Origin of the sequence: Streptomyces sp. SID8352 (genome assembly GCF_009862265.1) — a bacterium.
Taxonomy (GTDB): Bacteria; Actinomycetota; Actinomycetes; order Streptomycetales; family Streptomycetaceae; genus Streptomyces.
In genome coordinates this window covers 324,619-341,354 of record NZ_WWGX01000022.1, presented here as the reverse complement: position 1 = coordinate 341,354, position 16,736 = coordinate 324,619, and the positions used below count along the sequence as shown (strand labels likewise).

Genomic DNA, 16,736 nt, shown 5'->3' with positions numbered 1-16,736 from the left:
AGGGAGGCGGAGCCGACCGCCGCCCGCGAGGGCCTCCCGCGCTCCCGCCGGGCGCCGGACGGCCGCCCCGAGGCGGCGGAGCCGGGCGGCGGGCGGGCCCACCGTCCGGGCACCCGACGCTGAACGGCGCGCGGCGCCGGAGCGGACCGCGCCCCGAGGGGGCCGCGCCGGGCAGGCCCCGCCAGAGCCGGAACGCGCTCCCGTCCGGACCCGGCCCGGCAGGACCTCCCGGGTCGGCCGGGCGGGTCGGCCGGGCGGCCGGGGAGGACGCGGGCACGGGCGGGACGTGGGCGGCGGGACGCGGGCGGCGGGACGTGGGCGGCGGGACGCGGCGAGCGCCCGCGCGGGGCTCGGTCCTCATGGCCGGTCCCGTCCGGGTGCGGCCCCCGGAAGGAGCGGAGGTATCGCCCGGACGAGACCCGTGCCGGGCCGCGGCCCGGCCGCTGGGACCGTCCCGGACGGCGGCCCGGACCCGCGGTCAGCGCATGCTGCGCACGTCCAGGTGGCGCAGCACCCGGTCGACGATCTCCGGGTCGGCGCCGGGCTCGCTGCGCGCCGCCAGCACCTCGTGCCGGGCGGCGCTGAGCATCTCGGCCTGGATCCGGCGGATCCTGCGCAGCCGCCGGACGCGCTGCTCCTGTGCCTCGCGCCGCTCCTCGTCCCCGATGTCCGGACTGATCCGCAGCCCGATGTCGAAGGCGCGCCGCACCATCTGCTCGGACAGCTCCTCCGGAAGCTCCTCCACCGTCTCGATCTCCTTGAGCCGCTGCTTGGCGGCGCGCGCGGCGCGCACCGCGAGCTGCTTCTCGTACTCCTTCTCCCGCTCGGTGTCCGCGCGCACCCCCAGCCGGTTCACCAGCCAGGGCAGGGTGAGGCCCTGGAGCAGCAGGGTCGCCATGATCACGCCGAAGGCGATGAAGATCAGTTCCTCGCGGTGGGGGAAGGGCGCCCCGTCCTCGGTGCGCAGCGGGATGGCGAGGGCCAGCGCCACCGAGGCCACGCCGCGCATCCCGGACCACCACATCACCACCGTCTCCCGCCAGCTCGTGGGGATGTCCTCGTCCTGGTCGCGCCGGGAGTGCAGCCGCTTGGTCAGCCAGGTGGCCGGCAGCAGCCAGGCCAGCCGCACCAGGATCACCACCCCGGCCACGGTGGCGGCCCAGCCCAGCAGTTCGGTCCACCGCCCGGAGGCGGTGCGCAGCGCGTTGTGCAGCTCCAGGCCGATCAGCCCGAAGGCGACCCCGGTGACGAGGGTGTCGACGACGTCCCACACGGTGTGCCCGGCGAGCCGGGACATCACGTCGTCGGCGTCGGAGGCGTACTCGGCGAGGAACATCGCGGTGGTGAGCACGGCGAGCACCCCTGAGCCGTGCAGTTCCTCGGCGAGGACGTAGCTGACGTAGGGGACGAGCAGCGTCAGCCCGATCCGGAGGGTGGCGTCGCCGAGCACGTCCATCAGCTTGTACGCGCCCCAGCCGAGCGCGAGCCCCACGGCGACGGCAACGACGGCCGACAGCACCAGGTCCAGCCCGGCCCGCCAGGGCGAGAAGGTGCCGCCCACGGCCGCGGCGATGGCCACGTGGTAGAGGACGATGGCCGTCACGTCGTTGAAGAGGCCCTCGCCCTCCAGGATGGACACCAGCCGGCGCGGCAGCCCGAGCTGGCCGGCGACGGCGGTCGCGGCGACCGGGTCGGGCGGTGCCACCAGGGCCCCGAGGGCGAAGGCGGCGGCCAGCGGCAGCCCCGGCACGACGGCGTGGGCGACGGAGGCGACGCAGGCGGTGGTGACGAAGACCAGCGCGACCGCGAGCAGGAAGATCGGGCGCTTGTTGGCCGCGAACTGCCGCCAGGAGGTGCGCCGCACGGCCGCGTAGAGCAGCGGGGGAAGCAGCGCGGGGAGGATCAGCTCGGGCGGGATGTCCACGTCGGGGACGAAGTCGATGAGCGCCAGGGCGATTCCGAGGAGCGTGGTCAGCACCGGCGCCGGGAGCCCGAGGCGGTCCCCGAGCGGCACGCTCAGCAGGGCCCCGATCAGCAGCAGGAACAACAGGGCCAACTGATCCACGGTCACGGCTCCGGCGGGGTCTGGGCGTTCACACGGCTGATCCCCAGACTGCCATGCGGCCGGCTCCCCGGGCGGGTACGGCGCCCCAGGTCACAGGGCGCGCCGCATGGCGCGGTGGGGCATCCCCGCGTCGGGGAACTCCGGTCCGTACGCCGTGTACCCCAGCCGTTCGTAGAAACCCAGGGCATGGGTCTGGGCGTGCAGGTCGACCGCGGTGAGCCCGCGCGCGCGGGCCGCCTCCTCCAGGGCGCGCACCAGGGCCGCGCCGACGCCCCGGCCGCGGGCCCGGCGGAGCACGGCGAGCCGGCCGAGGGCACCGGTGTCCGGTGCCCCGGTGCGGGCGGCGGCGGCCGGGCCGTGCAGCAGTCGGCCGGTGCCGAGCGGGGTGCCGTCCCCGTCGGCGGCCAGGACGTGCACGGCCCCGGCGTCGTCGGCGTCGTACTCGATCTCCTCGGGGACGCCCTGTTCGACGACGAAGACCTCCCGGCGCACCGCGAGGCAGGCCCGGCGGTCGGCGGCGCCGTCGGCGACGCGCACCCGCGCCGGGCGAGCGGCGCCGGTCACCCGTAGGTCTCCTCGCGGACCCGGTCGAGCGCGGCCTGGAGGTCCTCCGGGTAGTCGCTGGCGAACTCGGCCCACTGCCCGTCACCGGGGTGCTCGAAGCCGAGGCGCACGGCGTGCAGCCACTGGCGGGTCAGCCGCAGCCGCTTGGCGAGCGTGGGGTCGGCGCCGTAGGTGAGGTCGCCGACGCAGGGGTGTCGGTGGGCCGCCATGTGGACGCGGATCTGGTGGGTGCGGCCGGTCTCCAGCTTGACGTCGAGCAGGGAGGCGGCGCGGAAGGCCTCGATCAGGTCGTAGTGGGTGACGGAGGGCTTGCCGTCGGCGGTCACCGCCCACTTGTAGTCGTGGTTCGGGTGGCGCCCGATGGGTGCGTCGATGGTGCCGCTGGTGGGGTCGGGGTGGCCCTGGACGAGCGTGTGGTAGCGCTTGTCGACCGTGCGCTCCTTGAACTGCCGCTTGAGCGAGGTGTAGGCGCGCTCCGACTTGGCGACCACCATCAGCCCGGAGGTGCCGACGTCGAGGCGGTGCACGATGCCCTGGCGCTCGGCGGCGCCGGAGGTGGAGATCCGGTACCCGGCGGCGGCCAGTCCGCCGATGACGGTCGGGCCGGTCCAGCCGGGCGAGGGGTGGGCGGCCACCCCCACGGGCTTGACGATCACGACCACGTCGTCGTCGTCGTGGACGATCTCCATGCCCTCGACGGGCTCGGCCACCACCTGCACCGGCGCGGCGGCCGGCGGCATCTCGACCTCCAGCCAGGCGCCGCCGCTGACCCGCTCCGACTTGCCGACCACCGCCCCGTCGACCTGCACCTTCCCCGCCGCCGCCAGCTCGGCGGCCTTGGTGCGGGAGAAGCCGAACATGCGGGAGATGGCGGCGTCGACGCGCTCGCCCTCCAGGCCGTCGGGCACGGGCAGGGTACGGATCTCGGGAAGCGTGCTCACCCGTCGAGTATGCCGGACGCGCTCCCCGGGCCCGCACGCGCTCCCGGCCGGGCCGACCGGCCCCGACCTGGCAGGACCCCGCGGGGCGGCCCCGGGAGGTCCCGGCCGGGGCCACCGGGGGCGCGGGCGCGGTCCGGGGCGGGACGCGGGGCGGTCCGGGCGGGACGCGGGGCGGCGGGGCCCGGCGGGGCCCGGCGGGCGCCCGCGCGGGCTCAGTCCTTGTGGACGGTCCCGTCCGGGTCCAGCCCCCGGAAGGAGAGCAGCACGATCAGGATGCCGCCGCAGACGATCGCGGAGTCCGCGAGGTTGAACACGGCGAAGTGCTTCGGCGCGATGAAGTCGACGACGGCGCCCTCGAAGACGCCCGGCGAGCGGAAGATCCTGTCGGTCAGGTTGCCCAGCGCGCCGCCGAGCAGCAGGCCGAGCGCGATCGCCCAGGGCAGGCTGTACAGCTTGCGGGCCAGCCGGGCGATGACGACGATCACGGCGGCGGCGATCACCGTGAAGATCACGGTGAAGGCCTCGCCGAAGCCGAAGGCGGCGCCCGCGTTGCGGATCGCCTCGAAGCGCAGCCACTCGCCGATGATCTCGATCGGCTCGTGGTGCTCCAGCCGGGCGACCACGAGCATCTTGCTGCTCAGGTCGATCAGATAGGCGACCAGGGCGATGGTGAACAGCACCGCGATCCGCCGCTTGCCCCGCGCCGCCGGAGCGGTGGCCGCCCCCTCCGCCGGGGCGTCCGGCCCGGGGGCGGACTCGCCGGCCGCCGGCTCCGGGTGACCGGCCTCCGGGTGACCGGCCTCCGGCGCGGCGGGCGGCACCGTCCGGCCGGCCGCGGGCCGCGGGCCGCCGTCGCCCGTCCGTTCGCTCTCCGCGCGCCCGTCCCCCGCCGCGTCCGGAGTCTCCGGCGTACCGATGATGCGCTCCGCCTCTGCCACGTGAGTCCCTCGACCTAGGTACCTGACTGAGGACGAGGGTACGGCACGCCCCGCGCGTCCCCCCTGCTCGGGACGCCCGGGGCGCGGCTCAGTACCGCCGCTCCTGCTTCTGCTTGCACTCCACGCACAGGGTGGCCCGCGGGAAGGCCTGCATCCTGGCCTTCCCGATGGGCTTGCCGCAGTTCTCGCACAGGCCGTAGGTGCCGGCGTCGAGGCGCTCCAGGGCCCGCTCGGTCTGGATGAGCATCTCGCGGGCGTTGGCGGCCAGCGCCAGTTCGTGCTCGCGGGTGATGTTCTTGCTGCCGGTGTCCGCCTCGTCGTCCCCGGCACCGTCGCCGGAGTCGCGCATCATGCCCTGGAGCGAGCGCTCGGAGGAGGCGATCTCGGTGCGCAGCCGCTCCGCCTCCGACTGGAGCTCCGCGCGGGCCGCCTCCGCCTCCTCCGCCGTCCAGGGGTCCTCGCCGGGGCGCACGGCCAGCTCCCCGGCCTCGGCGCCGCGTGCCTGGGGAACGGCGGCCTTGTCCGCCGTGGCCGTGCCAGGGGTCTTCTTCGCAACCACCGTCGTGGCTCCCGTCTGCTCGGCGGCCTCGGCCGCACCCGCCTTCTCGGCCGCGGACTTCCCGGCCGCGGTCCTCTTGGCCGTGCTCTTCTTCGACGCCCCCCGTGGCGCGGTGCCCTCGGCGCCGCCCTTCCCGGCCGTCCTCCGCGCGGCCCGCTTCCCGGCCCGCGCCTCCCCGGCCGGGACACCTCCGGCGGCCGTCCCGCCCTCCTGCGGACCGCTCCCGGCCGGGGGCTCCTCCGCCGCTCCGTGCGTGCTCTTCGCCACCATGGCCGCGGCCCCTTCACCCTGGGTGATCTTGCGCGCGAATCGTGCTGGGACGATAAATCGACCCGGGCCCCTCGGCAACGGGGCACGCCGCCCGCATCGCCCGCCCCGGGACCGCCGCGCGGCGGACCTGCCTGCGTTGTGCCCAGCTCCCGGCCGGGTATGCCGCCGGCGCGCGCCCCCGCACCGCCCCGGACGCCCGGCCGCGCCATTCGGGTCACCCCGGCCCGTCCCGCGCGCCCCGCCCGCGCCCGGTCACCCGCTCTCCCCCGCCCGGCCCCCGCACCCGCTCCGCGGCCGGGCGGGGCCGGGGAAACTCGGTCGGCCGCCGTCCGCGCGGCGCCGTACACTGGGCGGAGCGAAAAGCGTGGATGGGGACGAGTAGCGGCGTACGCGGTCCGCAGCGACCCGGGGACGGTGGAAGCCCGGGGGCCAGCGCGACGTGAAGATCACCCCGGAGCCGCCGGAGGAAAGCCCGGACCAGCAGCCGGGCGAGTAGAACCGGCATCGCGACCCCAATGAGGGGGCTCACCGGAGCACACGACGCACCGGGGGGCCAAGGAGGGTGGTACCGCGGGAGCGCGCCGCACAGTGCGGCGTCCGTAGCCTTACGGCTCTCGTCCCTCCGACGGAAGGCAGCACGTCCGCCGGAGGAAGCCCGTTGAACACGCAGCCCCAGTACCGACAGGTGCCCGCCCAGGTCGACCTGCCCGCGCTCGAACACGCGGTGCTCGACTTCTGGCGCGAGCAGAAGATCTTCGCCAAGAGCCTGGAGCAGTCCGCGGGCCGCCCCGAGTGGGTCTTCTACGAGGGTCCGCCCACCGCCAACGGCATGCCGGGCGCCCACCACATCGAGGCCCGCGTCTTCAAGGACGTCTTCCCCCGCTTCCGCACCATGCGCGGCTACCACGTGGGCCGCAAGGCCGGCTGGGACTGCCACGGCCTCCCGGTGGAGCTGGCGGTCGAGAAGGAGCTGGGCTTCAACGGCAAGCAGGACATCGAGGCGTACGGCATCGCGGAGTTCAACGCCAAGTGCCGCGAGTCGGTGACCCGGCACACGGACGCCTTCGCCGAGCTGACCACCCGCATGGGCTACTGGGTCGACCTCGACGACGCCTACCGGACCATGGACCCGGAGTACGTCGACTCCGTCTGGTGGTCGCTGAAGGAGATCTTCGGCAAGGGCCTGCTGGTCCAGGACCACCGCGTCGCCCCCTGGTGCCCCCGCTGCGGCACCGGGCTGTCCGACCACGAGCTGGCCCAGGGCTACGAGACGGTCGTCGACCCCTCCGTCTACGTGCGCTTCCCGCTCACCTCCGGCCCGCTGGCCGGCGAGGCCGCCCTCCTGGTGTGGACGACCACCCCCTGGACCCTGGTCTCCAACACCGCCGTCGCCGCCCACCCCGAGGTCACCTACGTCGTCGCCACCGACGGCCGGGAGCGGGTCGTCGTCGCCGAGCCGCTGGTCGCCAAGGCCCTCGGCGAGGGCTGGGAGACAACCGGGCAGACTTTCACCGGCACCGAGATGGAGCGCTGGACCTACCGGCGCCCCTTCGAGCTGGTCGAGTTCCCCGAGCCCGCGCACTACGTGGTGAACGCCGAGTACGTGACGACCGAGGACGGCACGGGTCTGGTCCACCAGTCCCCCGCCTTCGGTGAGGACGACCTCAAGGTGTGCCGCGCCTACGGGCTGCCCGTCGTCAACCCGGTGCGCCCGGACGGCACCTTCGAGGAGGACGTCCCGCTGGTCGGCGGCGTCTTCTTCAAGAAGGCCGACGAGCGGCTGACCGAGGACCTGAACGCCCGGGGCCTGCTCTTCCGCCACATCGCCTACGAGCACAGCTACCCGCACTGCTGGCGCTGCCACACCGCGCTGCTCTACTACGCGCAGCCGTCCTGGTACATCCGCACCACCGCCGTCAAGGACCGCCTGCTCCAGGAGAACGAGCGGACCAACTGGTTCCCCGACTCCGTCAAGCACGGCCGCTACGGCGACTGGCTGACCAACAACATCGACTGGGCGCTCTCCCGCAACCGCTACTGGGGCACCCCGCTGCCGATCTGGCGCTGCGAGGAGGGCCACCTCACCGCCGTCGGCTCCCGCGCGGAGCTGACCGGGCTGACGGGGACCGACCAGTCCTCCCTCGACCCGCACCGCCCGTACATCGACGCGGTCACCTTCGCCTGCCCCGAGGAGGGCTGCGGCAGGACGTCCACCCGGGTGCCGGAGGTCATCGACGCCTGGTACGACTCGGGTTCCATGCCGTTCGCGCAGTGGGGCTACCCGTACCGGAACAAGGAACTCTTCGAGTCCCGCTACCCGGCGCAGTTCATCAGCGAGGCCATCGACCAGACCCGCGGCTGGTTCTACACGCTGATGGCGGTCGGCACCCTGGTCTTCGACCGCTCCTCGTACGAGAACGTGGTCTGCCTCGGCCACATCCTCGCCGAGGACGGCCGCAAGATGTCCAAGCACCTGGGCAACATCCTCCAGCCGATCCCGCTGATGGACCAGCACGGCGCCGACGCGGTGCGCTGGTTCATGGCGGCCGGCGGCTCGCCGTGGGCGGCCCGCCGGGTCGGCCACGGCACCATCCAGGAGGTGGTCCGCAAGACCCTCCTCACCTACTGGAACACGGTCGCCTTCCAGGCCCTCTACGCCCGCACCTCCGGCTGGGCACCCGGCGAGGCCGACCCGGCGCCCGCCGACCGCACGGTCCTCGACCGCTGGCTCCTCTCCGAACTGCACGCCCTGACCGAACAGGTCACCCGGGCGCTCGACGCGTACGACACCCAGCGCGCCGGGAAGCTGCTCTCCGCCTTCGTCGACGACCTCTCCAACTGGTACGTTCGCCGCTCCCGCCGCCGCTTCTGGCAGGGCGACAGGGCGGCCCTGCGCACCCTGCACGACGTGGTCGAGACCGTGACCCGGCTGATGGCCCCGCTCACCCCGTTCATCACCGAGCGGGTCTGGCAGGACCTGGTCGTGCCGGTCACCCCGGGCGCCCCGGAGTCGGTCCACCTGTCCTCCTGGCCCGAGGCCGACCCGGACGCCGTCGACCCCGAACTGTCCCGGCACATGGTGCTGGTGCGCCGGCTGGTCGAGCTGGGCCGCGCCACCCGCGCCGAGTCCGGCGTCAAGACCCGCCAGCCGCTGCGCCGCGCCCTGATCGGGGCCCCCGGCTTCGACGGGCTCTCCCCGGAGCTGCGCGCGCAGATCACCGAGGAGCTGAACGTGGAGTCCCTCGCCTCGCTGAGCGAGGTCGGCGGCTCCCTGGTCGACACCACGGCCAAGGCCAACTTCCGCGCCCTGGGCAAGCGGTTCGGCAAGCGCGTCCAGGACGTCGCCAGGGAGGTCGCCGCCGCGGACGCCGCCGCCCTCTCACTCGCCCTGCGCGAAGGCACCGCCTCGGTGGAGGTGGACGGCGAGACGGTCGCCCTCGCCCCCGAGGAGGTCATCGTCACCGAGACGCCCCGCGAGGGCTGGTCGGTCGCCTCCGACGCGGGCCTCACCGTCGCCCTCGACCTGGAGATCACCGAGGAGCTGCGCCGCGCGGGTCTCGCCCGGGACGCCATCCGCCTGATCCAGGAGGCCCGCAAGAACAGCGGCCTCGACGTGGCGGACCGGATCGCCCTGCGCTGGACGGCCACGGACCCGGCGGTCGCCTCGGCCCTGACCGAACACGCCGGGCTGATCGCGGACGAGGTGCTCGCCACGGACTTCGCCCGGGGCGAGGCGGACGACGCGTACGGGGAGCCGTTCACCGACGGGCCGCTGACGCTGACCTTCCGTCTCCGCAAGCGGTAACGGCGGTTCCGCCGACGCCCGGTGGACGCCCTCCCGGCAGCGGGAGCGGCCCACCGGGCGTCGGCGGGCGGGCGAGGGCGGGGACGAAGGGGACGGACGGGGCCGCCGCGCGGCACGGGTCCGTTCCCCTCGTCCTCGCCCTCCCGTTCCTCCTGCCGGGGCCGCGCCGTGCGGGCGTCAGCCGGCGCCCGGGGCGAGGCCAGGGGCCGGGCCCGACCGGACTCGCGGGGCACGGCGGGGCGCACCGCGCGGCGGGGACCGCCCGGGGGCTCCCACCACGAGCGCGCACGACACAGGGGCGGGCCCCGGGTGGTGAACACCCGGGGCCCGCCCCTGTGTCGTGCCGTGCGCTACGCCGTCCTGACGGCGCCCGCGCACCGGCTCAGTTGTCGTCCTCGTCGATCAGGAACCCGCGCATCGGCGAGGGCGCCTGCCCCATCGGGGACGGACCCTGCGGACGCACCGGCGCCATCGGCTGGGTCATCGCGGGCGACATCTGCTGCTGGCCGCCGTAGGACGGAGCGGACGGGCCGGGGCCCGCGCCCATCGACTGACCGCCGCCGTACGACGGGGCACCGGCGCCGGCCGGCGCCATCGAGGGCGTCGGGGACGGCGGCAGCGACGCGGCGGCCGGCGTGCGCGGCGGGGCCAGCGAGTCGTCCGCCTGGGTCTCCAGCTGACGGAGCTGCGACTCCAGGTAGGACTTCAGCCGGGTGCGGTACTCCCGCTCGAAGCCGCGCAGGTCCTCGACCTTGCGCTCCAGCGTGGCGCGGGCGGACTCCAGCGAGCCCATCGCGACACGGTGCTTCTCCTGGGCGTCCCGCTCCAGGGCGTCCGCCTTGGCACGGGCGTCCCGCTCCAGACCCTCGGCCCGCGAACGCGCCTCGCCGACAATCTTGTTGGCCTCGGAACGGGCCTCCGCGATCGCCTGGTCGGCGGTCTGCTGGGCGAGCGAGAGCACCCGGGCGGCGCTGTCGCCGCCGGGGGCCTGCGGACCGGGCATGCCGGGGCCGCCGGGACCCTGCGGGCCGCCCATGGGGCCGCCCATCGGGCCGGGACCCATCTGACCCTGCATCGGACCGGGGACCTGGCCCATGGGACCGGGACCCTGTCCCATCGGTCCGGGACCCTGGCCCATGGGACCGGGGCCCTGCGGACCGCCCTGACCGCCGGGTCCGGCGGGCAGTTGCGGAGCACCGCTCGGCAGCTGGGGCGGACCACCCATGGGGCCACCCATCTGCTGCTGCGGCGGGCCCGATATGCCGGCGGGCACCGGAGCGCCGGGACCCCGCATGCCCTGCGGCGGCATTCCCTGCTGGGGATGCTGCTGGTCCTGCGGCGGTTCCGGGGGCTTGCGCATGTTCTGCTGGTTCTGGGCGGCCGCGCGCGTGGCGGCGGCCAGTTTGGCGCGCAGGTCCTCGTTCTCGCGCAGCAGGCGCGTCAGTTCGGCCTCGACCTCGTCGAGGAAGGCATCGACCTCGTCCTCGTCATAGCCTTCACGAAGGCGGACGGTCGTGAACTGCTTGTTCCGTACGTCCTCGGGAGTCAACGGCATCTCTTCACCTCAACGTAGTCGTCGGCATTCGGCAAGCCCGTGTCTCTGTCATCGCTCACAGCCGGCTCACGATCGAGATCAGGATGTAGACGATGATCATCAGTACGAAGAAGGACAGGTCGAGCGCCACGCCTCCGAGACGCAGCGGCGGAATGAACCGCCGCAGGAGCTTCAGCGGTGGATCGGTGACAGTGTAGGTGGCCTCCAGAACGACCACCATCGCCTTGCCGGGTTGCCACGAGCGGGCGAACTGGAAGACGTAGTCCATGACCAACCGGAAGATGAGCACGATGAGGAAGCACATCAACGCGATGTAGACGACATCCAGGAACACGCTCATCCCTGTGCTTCCCTCTCCCCTGTTCCAACTCTCGGATCCGCTCCGGATCCGCTGCCCACCGGTGGTGCGTCTCAGCTCTGGTTGAAGAACCCGCCCTCTGCGATACGGGCCTTGTCCTCCGCCGTGACATCGACGTTAGCAGGCGACAACAGGAACACCTTCTGCGTCACCCGCTCGATACTGCCGTGAAGACCAAACACCAGACCGGCGGCAAAGTCGACAAGTCGCTTCGCATCTGTGTCATCCATCTCAGTGAGATTCATGATCACCGGAGTGCCCTCACGGAAGTGTTCCCCGATGGTACGGGCCTCGTTGTAGGTCCGCGGGTGAAGCGTGGTGATCCGGTACGGCTCTCGTTCCGACACGACCTTGGGCATGATGACCGGTGCGCTCTTTTCCAGGCTTGCGCGTTCTTGTGTGATGGACGCCACGGGCGCGATCCGCGCGGGGCGGCCCGATTCAGCGGCGAGCGAAGCGGATCGGGGCACCGGCTCTCGCTGGGCGGGCGGCTGTACGACTCGTACCTCTTCTTCCCTTTGCGGCTGATGTGAACCATGAGGCTGGTGTGCCGGTTCGTGCCGGCGGTGGTCCCGCTCGGGCTCCGGGTCCAGTTCGGGTTCGAAGTCGTCGTCGGGGTCGAACCCCCGGCCGTCGTAACCATCGTCCTCCACGAGGCCGAGGTAGACCGCCATCTTGCGCATCGCGCCGGCCATTCTCTGAGTCCTCCGCTCTGTGGTGGATCGGCTGACGACTGCCAAGTGCCTGCCATCCACGAGGTCGTTGCGTCCGCCTCTCGACGGTAATGACCATATTTTCTACTGTGGTCCGACTTCTTGGCGACGTTACCGGAGCACGGGGCGGACTCCGAGTACCGCGGTGCCGACGCGTACATGTGTCGCCCCGGCGGCCACGGCCTGTTCGAGGTCCGCGCTCATCCCGGCGGAGACCATGGTGGCAGCCGGATGGTCGCGGCGCAGGCCGGCCGACACATCCATGAGACGTTCGAAGGCGGCCTGTTGACGCCCCGCGTACTCCCCCGTGAGCGGCGCGACGGTCATCAGCCCGTCCAGCCGCAGCCCGGGCGCGTCGGCGACGCGGGCGGCCAACTCCCCGACCCCGCCGGGGGCGACACCGCCGCGCTCGCCGCGGCCGCCCTCCCCGGCGTCGAGGGCCACCTGGAGGAGACACCCCACCTCCCGGCCGGCCCGCTCCGCCTCCTTGGACAGCGCCGTGACGAGGCGCGCCCGGTCGACGGACTGCACGACATCGGCATAACCGACCACCGAACGCACCTTGTTGGTCTGGAGCTGTCCGACGAAGTGCCAGGAAAGCGGCAGATCCGAACAGGCGGCGGCCTTGGGCGCCGCGTCCTGGTCGCGGTTCTCCGCGACGTGCCGCACACCGAGCGAGGCGAGGCGGCGGACGTCGTCCGCCGGATAGGTCTTGGTGACCACGATCAGGGTCACCTCGTCACGGTGACGGCCCGCCGCCGCACACGCGGCGGCGATCCGCTCCTCCACCTTCGCCAGGTTCGCGGCGATTTCATCCCTACGGTCCGTCATGCCCCATCAGTCCAGCCATACATAGCCCGCGAGGCGCCCGGTGGCGCGGTCGCGGCGGTACGAGAAGTGGTCCTGCGACTCCAGGGTGCACACCGGTGAACGGGACCGGTCACCCACCCCCAGGCGCGCGAGCTGTGCGTGCACTCCGGCGCCCACGTCGAGCGCCGGAGTGCCCCGGCCCGTCTCGGCGTACGCCGCCGGCTCGACGGCGGACACCTCGGCGCGCATCTCCTCCGGCACCTCATAGCACCTCCCGCACACCGCGGGTCCGGTCCGCGCGACGATGCGGGCGGGGTCGGCGCCCAGCTCCGTCATGGCCCGCACGGCGGCCGGGACCACCCCGGCGGCCAGACCGGGCCGCCCGGCGTGCGCCGCGGCGGCGACACCGGCCACCGGGTCCGCCAGCAGGACGGGCACGCAGTCGGCGGTGAGCACGGCGAGGGCGAGGCCCCGCTCGGCGGTGACGACGGCGTCGGCGGGCGGGACCGGGTGGTCCCCCCAGGGCGCGTCGACCACGACGGTGTCGGCCCCGTGCACCTGGTGCATCCAGACCACCCGGACGGGGTCCAGCCCCAGCGACCGCGCGGCGCGGTCCCGGTTGGCCGTGACGGCGGCGGGATCGTCCCCGACGGCACCGCCGAGGTTCAGCTCCTCGTACGGAACGGCGCTCACCCCGCCCCACCTGTCGGTGAAGCCGAAGTGCGCGCCGTTCACGGTGTCGCGCTGTCCTATCACTTCAGGAAGTCCGGCACGTCCAGTTCCTCGGCGGCGCTGTCCGAGTAGGTCCGCGACGGCGGGACCGGCGGCGGGGCCACCGGCGGCAGGTCGTTGACCGGCTCGGGCATGCCCCGCTCCGGCTCCTCCTTCGGCTTCACGCTGCCGAGCGAGCCGAAGGACGGGCGGCTCTCGGCCTGCCGGACGGGGGCCGGCTCCTCACGCTTGGCGGCGGTGGAGCCGAGCACGTTGTCCCGCTTGGCCGGGGGCTGGCCCCCGTCGAAGCCGGCCGCGATCACGGTGACCCGGACCTCGTCGCCGAGGGCGTCGTCGATGACGGCGCCGAAGATGATGTTGGCCTCGGGGTGGGCGGCCTCGCTGACCAGCTGGGCGGCCTCGTTGATCTCGAAGAGGCCGAGGTCGGAGCCGCCGGAGATGGAGAGCAGCACTCCCCGGGCGCCGTCGATGGACGCCTCCAGCAGCGGCGAGGAGATCGCCATCTCGGCGGCGGCCACCGCGCGGTCGTCGCCGCGGGCCGAGCCGATGCCCATGAGGGCCGAACCCGCCTCGGACATGACGGACTTGACGTCCGCGAAGTCCAGGTTGATCAGGCCGGGCGTGGTGATCAGGTCGGTGATGCCCTGCACACCGGAGAGCAGCACCTGGTCGGCGGACTTGAACGCGTCGAGCACGCTGACCTGGCGGTCCGAGATGGACAGCAGCCGGTCGTTGGGGATCACGATGAGGGTGTCGACCTCTTCGCGGAGTTCCGCGATCCCGTCCTCGGCCTGGTTGGCCCGGCGCCGTCCCTCGAAGGTGAACGGGCGGGTGACCACGCCGATGGTCAGGGCGCCCAGCGAGCGCGCGATGTTGGCCACGACGGGCGCGCCGCCGGTGCCGGTGCCGCCGCCCTCACCGGCCGTCACGAAGACCATGTCGGCCCCCTTGAGGACCTCCTCGATCTCCTCGCGGTGGTCCTCGGCGGCCTTGCGGCCGACGGCCGGGTTGGCTCCGGCACCGAGTCCGCGGGTGAGTTCGCGGCCGACGTCGAGCTTGACGTCGGCGTCGCTCATCAACAGCGCTTGCGCGTCGGTGTTGATGGCGATGAACTCGACGCCCTTGAGACCGACCTCGATCATCCGGTTGATGGCATTGACACCACCGCCGCCGACACCGATGACTTTGATGACTGCGAGGTAGTTCTGCGGTGCTGCCACGTCGAAGGCCTCTCGCCTCGAGTTACGTGTCGTCCGGTGACGGGAGCACTGCTGCCCGGCGACCGGCGACTGATGCCGAATGGGGCGGTCCGTAGCGCCGACCCGAACCCTAACGCTGAACTTTAGGGTTATCAGTGTGTCCGTTCCTTGGAGTCTTCCGAACAGGACACTAAGTCGACACGTGGCGCGCGTTCAACGAACACGCCGAACCTCCCGTTTTTCTTTTCACCCTATGTGATCAGCCGTAGCGCTGCCCAACCAGGGTGCTGGCCTGCGGGTATGGCCGTCAACTCCCGGATGACGCGGGCGCCGTGGGCGCGCTCACGTCGAAGTGACGTGCTTTCGGGGTGGCCTTCATCAGCGCCGTGAGCGTCCGGGCCTTCTCCTCGCCGAGTTCGGCGCTCCCCCAGGCCACCGTCCGCCCGCCGTCCAGCTCCAGCGCGATGTCGTCGTAGGAACGGACCCTGATCTTCCGGGTCCGCTGCGCGACCTTCCCCGGGACGGTGTCGGCGACCTCGACCGCGGCCCGCACCAGGCGGTCCTCACCGAAGCGCCGCGCGGCGGCCGCCGCCGACCCCGTCCGGACGACGTCCAGATCCAGCACGGGGACCTTCTCCGGGGCCTTCGGCACGGTGGCGAACCGGACGCCCTTCCCGTCCACTTCGGTGAAGGTCCCGCCCTTCTCCATCACCAGGACCGGCGTGCGTTCGGTCACCTTCACCCCGATCCCGTCCGGCCAGGAGCGCTCCACCGACACCGCGTCGATCCGCGGCAGCGCCCGGCGCAGCCGCGCCTCGATGGCGGCGGTGTCGACGGAGACCAGGGGGGCGCCGAGCGGTGCCCCGGCAGCCGCGCGCACCTCGTCGGGGGTCAGCACGCGCGTTCCGGTGACGGACACGCGTTCCACCCGCAGCCAGTCGGAGCCGTAGAGGACCCACACCCCGCCGCCCGCCAGGAGCACGAGGACGAGGGCCGAGATGACGATCGTACGAAGGCTGGGGGTCCTGAACCACCCCCCGGGGGGCGGGCCGGACGACTCCCGCTGACGTTCGCCGCGCTCCGCGGTGGTGGTCGGTCCGGCCACGCTCCCTGCCCTCCGTCAGACGTTCCTAGTGGCGCGCACGGGCGGCGATCGCCTCGTACACCATGCCGACGAGCAGGTCGTCGGCGTCCCGGCGGCCGAACTCGGCGGCGGCGCGGGACATCTCGTACAGCCGGTGCGGGTCGGCGAGCACGGGCAGCACGTTGTGCTGCACCCACTCGGGCGTCAGCTCCGCGTCGTCGACCAGCAGTCCACCGCCGGCCTTGACCACCGGCTGGGCGTTCAGCCGCTGTTCGCCGTTGCCGATGGGCAGCGGGACGTAGGCGGCCGGGAGCCCGACGGCGGAGAGTTCGGCGACGGTCATCGCGCCCGCGCGGCAGAGCATCATGTCGGCGGCGGCGTACGCGAGGTCCATCCGGTCCAGGTAACTTACCGGCCTGTAGGGGGGCATCCCCGGCATCTGGTGCACCTGCGGCAGTTCGTTCTTGGGACCGACCGCGTGCAGGATCTGGATGCCGGCCTGCTGGAGCCAGGGGGCGACCTGCTGGATCACCTCGTTGAGGCGGCGGGCGCCCTGCGAGCCGCCGGTCACCAGCAGCGTCGGCAGGTTGGGGTCCAGCCCGAACAGGGCGCGGGCCTCGGGGCGGGCCGCGGCGCGGTCCAGGGTGGCGATGGAGCGGCGCAGCGGGATGCCGATGTAGCGGGAGTTGCGGAGCTTGCTGTCCGGAGTGGAGACGGCGACCTGGGCGGCGTAGCGCGAACCGATCTTGTTGGCCAGCCCGGGGCGGGCGTTGGCCTCGTGCACGATGATCGGCACGCCGAGCCGCTTGGCGGCGAGGTAGGCGGGCAGGGCGACGTAGCCGCCGAAGCCGACCACGGCGTCCGCCCGGGTGCGTTCGAGGATCTGCTCGGTGGCCTTGATGGTGCCGCGCAGCCGCCCCGGGACGGTGATCAGTTCGGGGGTGGGCCTGCGCGGCAGCGGGACGGCCGGGATCAGCGCCAGTTCGTACCCGCGCTCGGGTACGAGGCGGGTCTCAAGACCGCGTTCCGTGCCCAGGGCCGTGATCCCCACGGACGGGTCCTGCCTGCGCAGGGCGTCCGCGAGGGCGAGCGCGGGCTCGATGTGGCCCGCGGTTCCTCCGCCGGCGAGTACGACATGCACCG

The 16,736-nt window shown here is 73.3% G+C and carries 14 protein-coding genes; 1 reads left to right on the top strand and 13 read right to left on the bottom strand.

The window, feature by feature from the left end:
- Window positions 1–478 precede the first annotated feature (478 nt).
- From GTY84_RS06855 to GTY84_RS06835, 5 genes are all read right to left on the bottom strand, one after another.
- A complete protein-coding gene (locus GTY84_RS06855) occupies window positions 479–2,065 on the bottom strand; it encodes a Na+/H+ antiporter (protein ID WP_161225193.1) in 1,587 nt (528 codons plus the stop codon).
- A 90-nt stretch (window positions 2,066–2,155) separates the two neighbouring features.
- The gene (locus tag GTY84_RS06850; protein ID WP_161225192.1) at window positions 2,156–2,629 is read right to left on the bottom strand and encodes a GNAT family N-acetyltransferase; all 474 of its coding nucleotides are present in this window, start codon (window positions 2,627–2,629) and stop codon (window positions 2,156–2,158) included.
- Window positions 2,626–3,570 (bottom strand): RluA family pseudouridine synthase, encoded by a 945-nt coding sequence (locus GTY84_RS06845; RefSeq protein WP_161225191.1) that lies wholly within the window; start codon window positions 3,568–3,570, stop codon window positions 2,626–2,628. Before GTY84_RS06845 ends, GTY84_RS06850 begins: the two co-directional genes overlap by 4 nt.
- Before the next feature lie 212 nt (window positions 3,571–3,782).
- A complete protein-coding gene (lspA, locus tag GTY84_RS06840) occupies window positions 3,783–4,508 on the bottom strand; it encodes a signal peptidase II (RefSeq protein WP_161225190.1) in 726 nt (241 codons plus the stop codon).
- A gap of 88 nt (window positions 4,509–4,596) precedes the next feature.
- Entirely contained in the window at window positions 4,597–5,337 is a 741-nt protein-coding gene (locus GTY84_RS06835) for a TraR/DksA family transcriptional regulator (protein ID WP_161225189.1), read from the bottom strand.
- A 658-nt stretch (window positions 5,338–5,995) separates the two neighbouring features.
- On the opposite strand from GTY84_RS06835, the gene ileS reads away from it, so the two are divergent.
- On the top strand, window positions 5,996–9,142 hold the full coding sequence (gene ileS / locus GTY84_RS06830) for an isoleucine--tRNA ligase (protein WP_202549993.1): 3,147 nt from the start codon (window positions 5,996–5,998) through the stop codon (window positions 9,140–9,142).
- Between the two features lie 382 nt (window positions 9,143–9,524).
- Here ileS and GTY84_RS06825 read toward each other — a convergent pair whose 3' ends face one another.
- The 8 genes from GTY84_RS06825 to murG all read right to left on the bottom strand — a co-directional run bounded on the left by GTY84_RS06825 (window position 9,525) and on the right by murG (window position 16,734).
- On the bottom strand, window positions 9,525–10,697 hold the full coding sequence (locus tag GTY84_RS06825; protein ID WP_161225188.1) for a DivIVA domain-containing protein: 1,173 nt from the start codon (window positions 10,695–10,697) through the stop codon (window positions 9,525–9,527).
- Window positions 10,698–10,752: 55 nt separating this feature from the next.
- Window positions 10,753–11,037 carry a YggT family protein gene (locus GTY84_RS06820; RefSeq protein WP_161168615.1) on the bottom strand — a complete coding sequence of 95 codons (285 nt, stop codon included), beginning with the start codon at window positions 11,035–11,037 and terminating at the stop codon, window positions 10,753–10,755.
- A 71-nt stretch (window positions 11,038–11,108) separates the two neighbouring features.
- On the bottom strand, window positions 11,109–11,750 hold the full coding sequence (gene sepF / locus GTY84_RS06815) for a cell division protein SepF (RefSeq protein ID WP_161225187.1): 642 nt from the start codon (window positions 11,748–11,750) through the stop codon (window positions 11,109–11,111).
- Between the two features lie 129 nt (window positions 11,751–11,879).
- A complete protein-coding gene (locus GTY84_RS06810; RefSeq protein WP_161225186.1) occupies window positions 11,880–12,599 on the bottom strand; it encodes a YggS family pyridoxal phosphate-dependent enzyme in 720 nt (239 codons plus the stop codon).
- A gap of 6 nt (window positions 12,600–12,605) precedes the next feature.
- Complete coding sequence (gene pgeF, locus GTY84_RS06805; RefSeq protein WP_161225185.1) at window positions 12,606–13,334, bottom strand: peptidoglycan editing factor PgeF; 729 nt, start codon at window positions 13,332–13,334, stop codon at window positions 12,606–12,608.
- On the bottom strand, window positions 13,331–14,530 hold the full coding sequence (ftsZ, locus tag GTY84_RS06800) for a cell division protein FtsZ (protein WP_161225184.1): 1,200 nt from the start codon (window positions 14,528–14,530) through the stop codon (window positions 13,331–13,333). Before ftsZ ends, pgeF begins: the two co-directional genes overlap by 4 nt.
- A gap of 286 nt (window positions 14,531–14,816) precedes the next feature.
- Window positions 14,817–15,614: an FtsQ-type POTRA domain-containing protein gene (locus GTY84_RS06795; protein WP_161225183.1), complete on the bottom strand. Its 798-nt coding sequence runs from the start codon at window positions 15,612–15,614 to the stop codon at window positions 14,817–14,819.
- 25 nt (window positions 15,615–15,639) lie between these two features.
- Window positions 15,640–16,734, bottom strand: a complete 1,095-nt coding sequence (murG, locus tag GTY84_RS06790) for an undecaprenyldiphospho-muramoylpentapeptide beta-N-acetylglucosaminyltransferase (RefSeq protein WP_161225182.1) — start codon at window positions 16,732–16,734, stop codon at window positions 15,640–15,642.
- Window positions 16,735–16,736: the final 2 nt, after the last annotated feature.

Bases quoted from the DNA above. Each gene is read 5' to 3' on its own strand.
- GTY84_RS06835 (WP_161225189.1), bottom strand. From the start codon at position 5,337: ATGGTGGCGAAGAGCACGCACGGAGCGGCGGAGGAGCCCCCGGCCGGG.
- GTY84_RS06825 (WP_161225188.1), bottom strand. From the start codon at position 10,697: ATGCCGTTGACTCCCGAGGACGTACGGAACAAGCAGTTCACGACCGTC.
- GTY84_RS06820 (WP_161168615.1), bottom strand. From the start codon at position 11,037: ATGAGCGTGTTCCTGGATGTCGTCTACATCGCGTTGATGTGCTTCCTC.
- sepF (WP_161225187.1), bottom strand. From the start codon at position 11,750: ATGGCCGGCGCGATGCGCAAGATGGCGGTCTACCTCGGCCTCGTGGAG.
- GTY84_RS06810 (WP_161225186.1), bottom strand. From the start codon at position 12,599: ATGACGGACCGTAGGGATGAAATCGCCGCGAACCTGGCGAAGGTGGAG.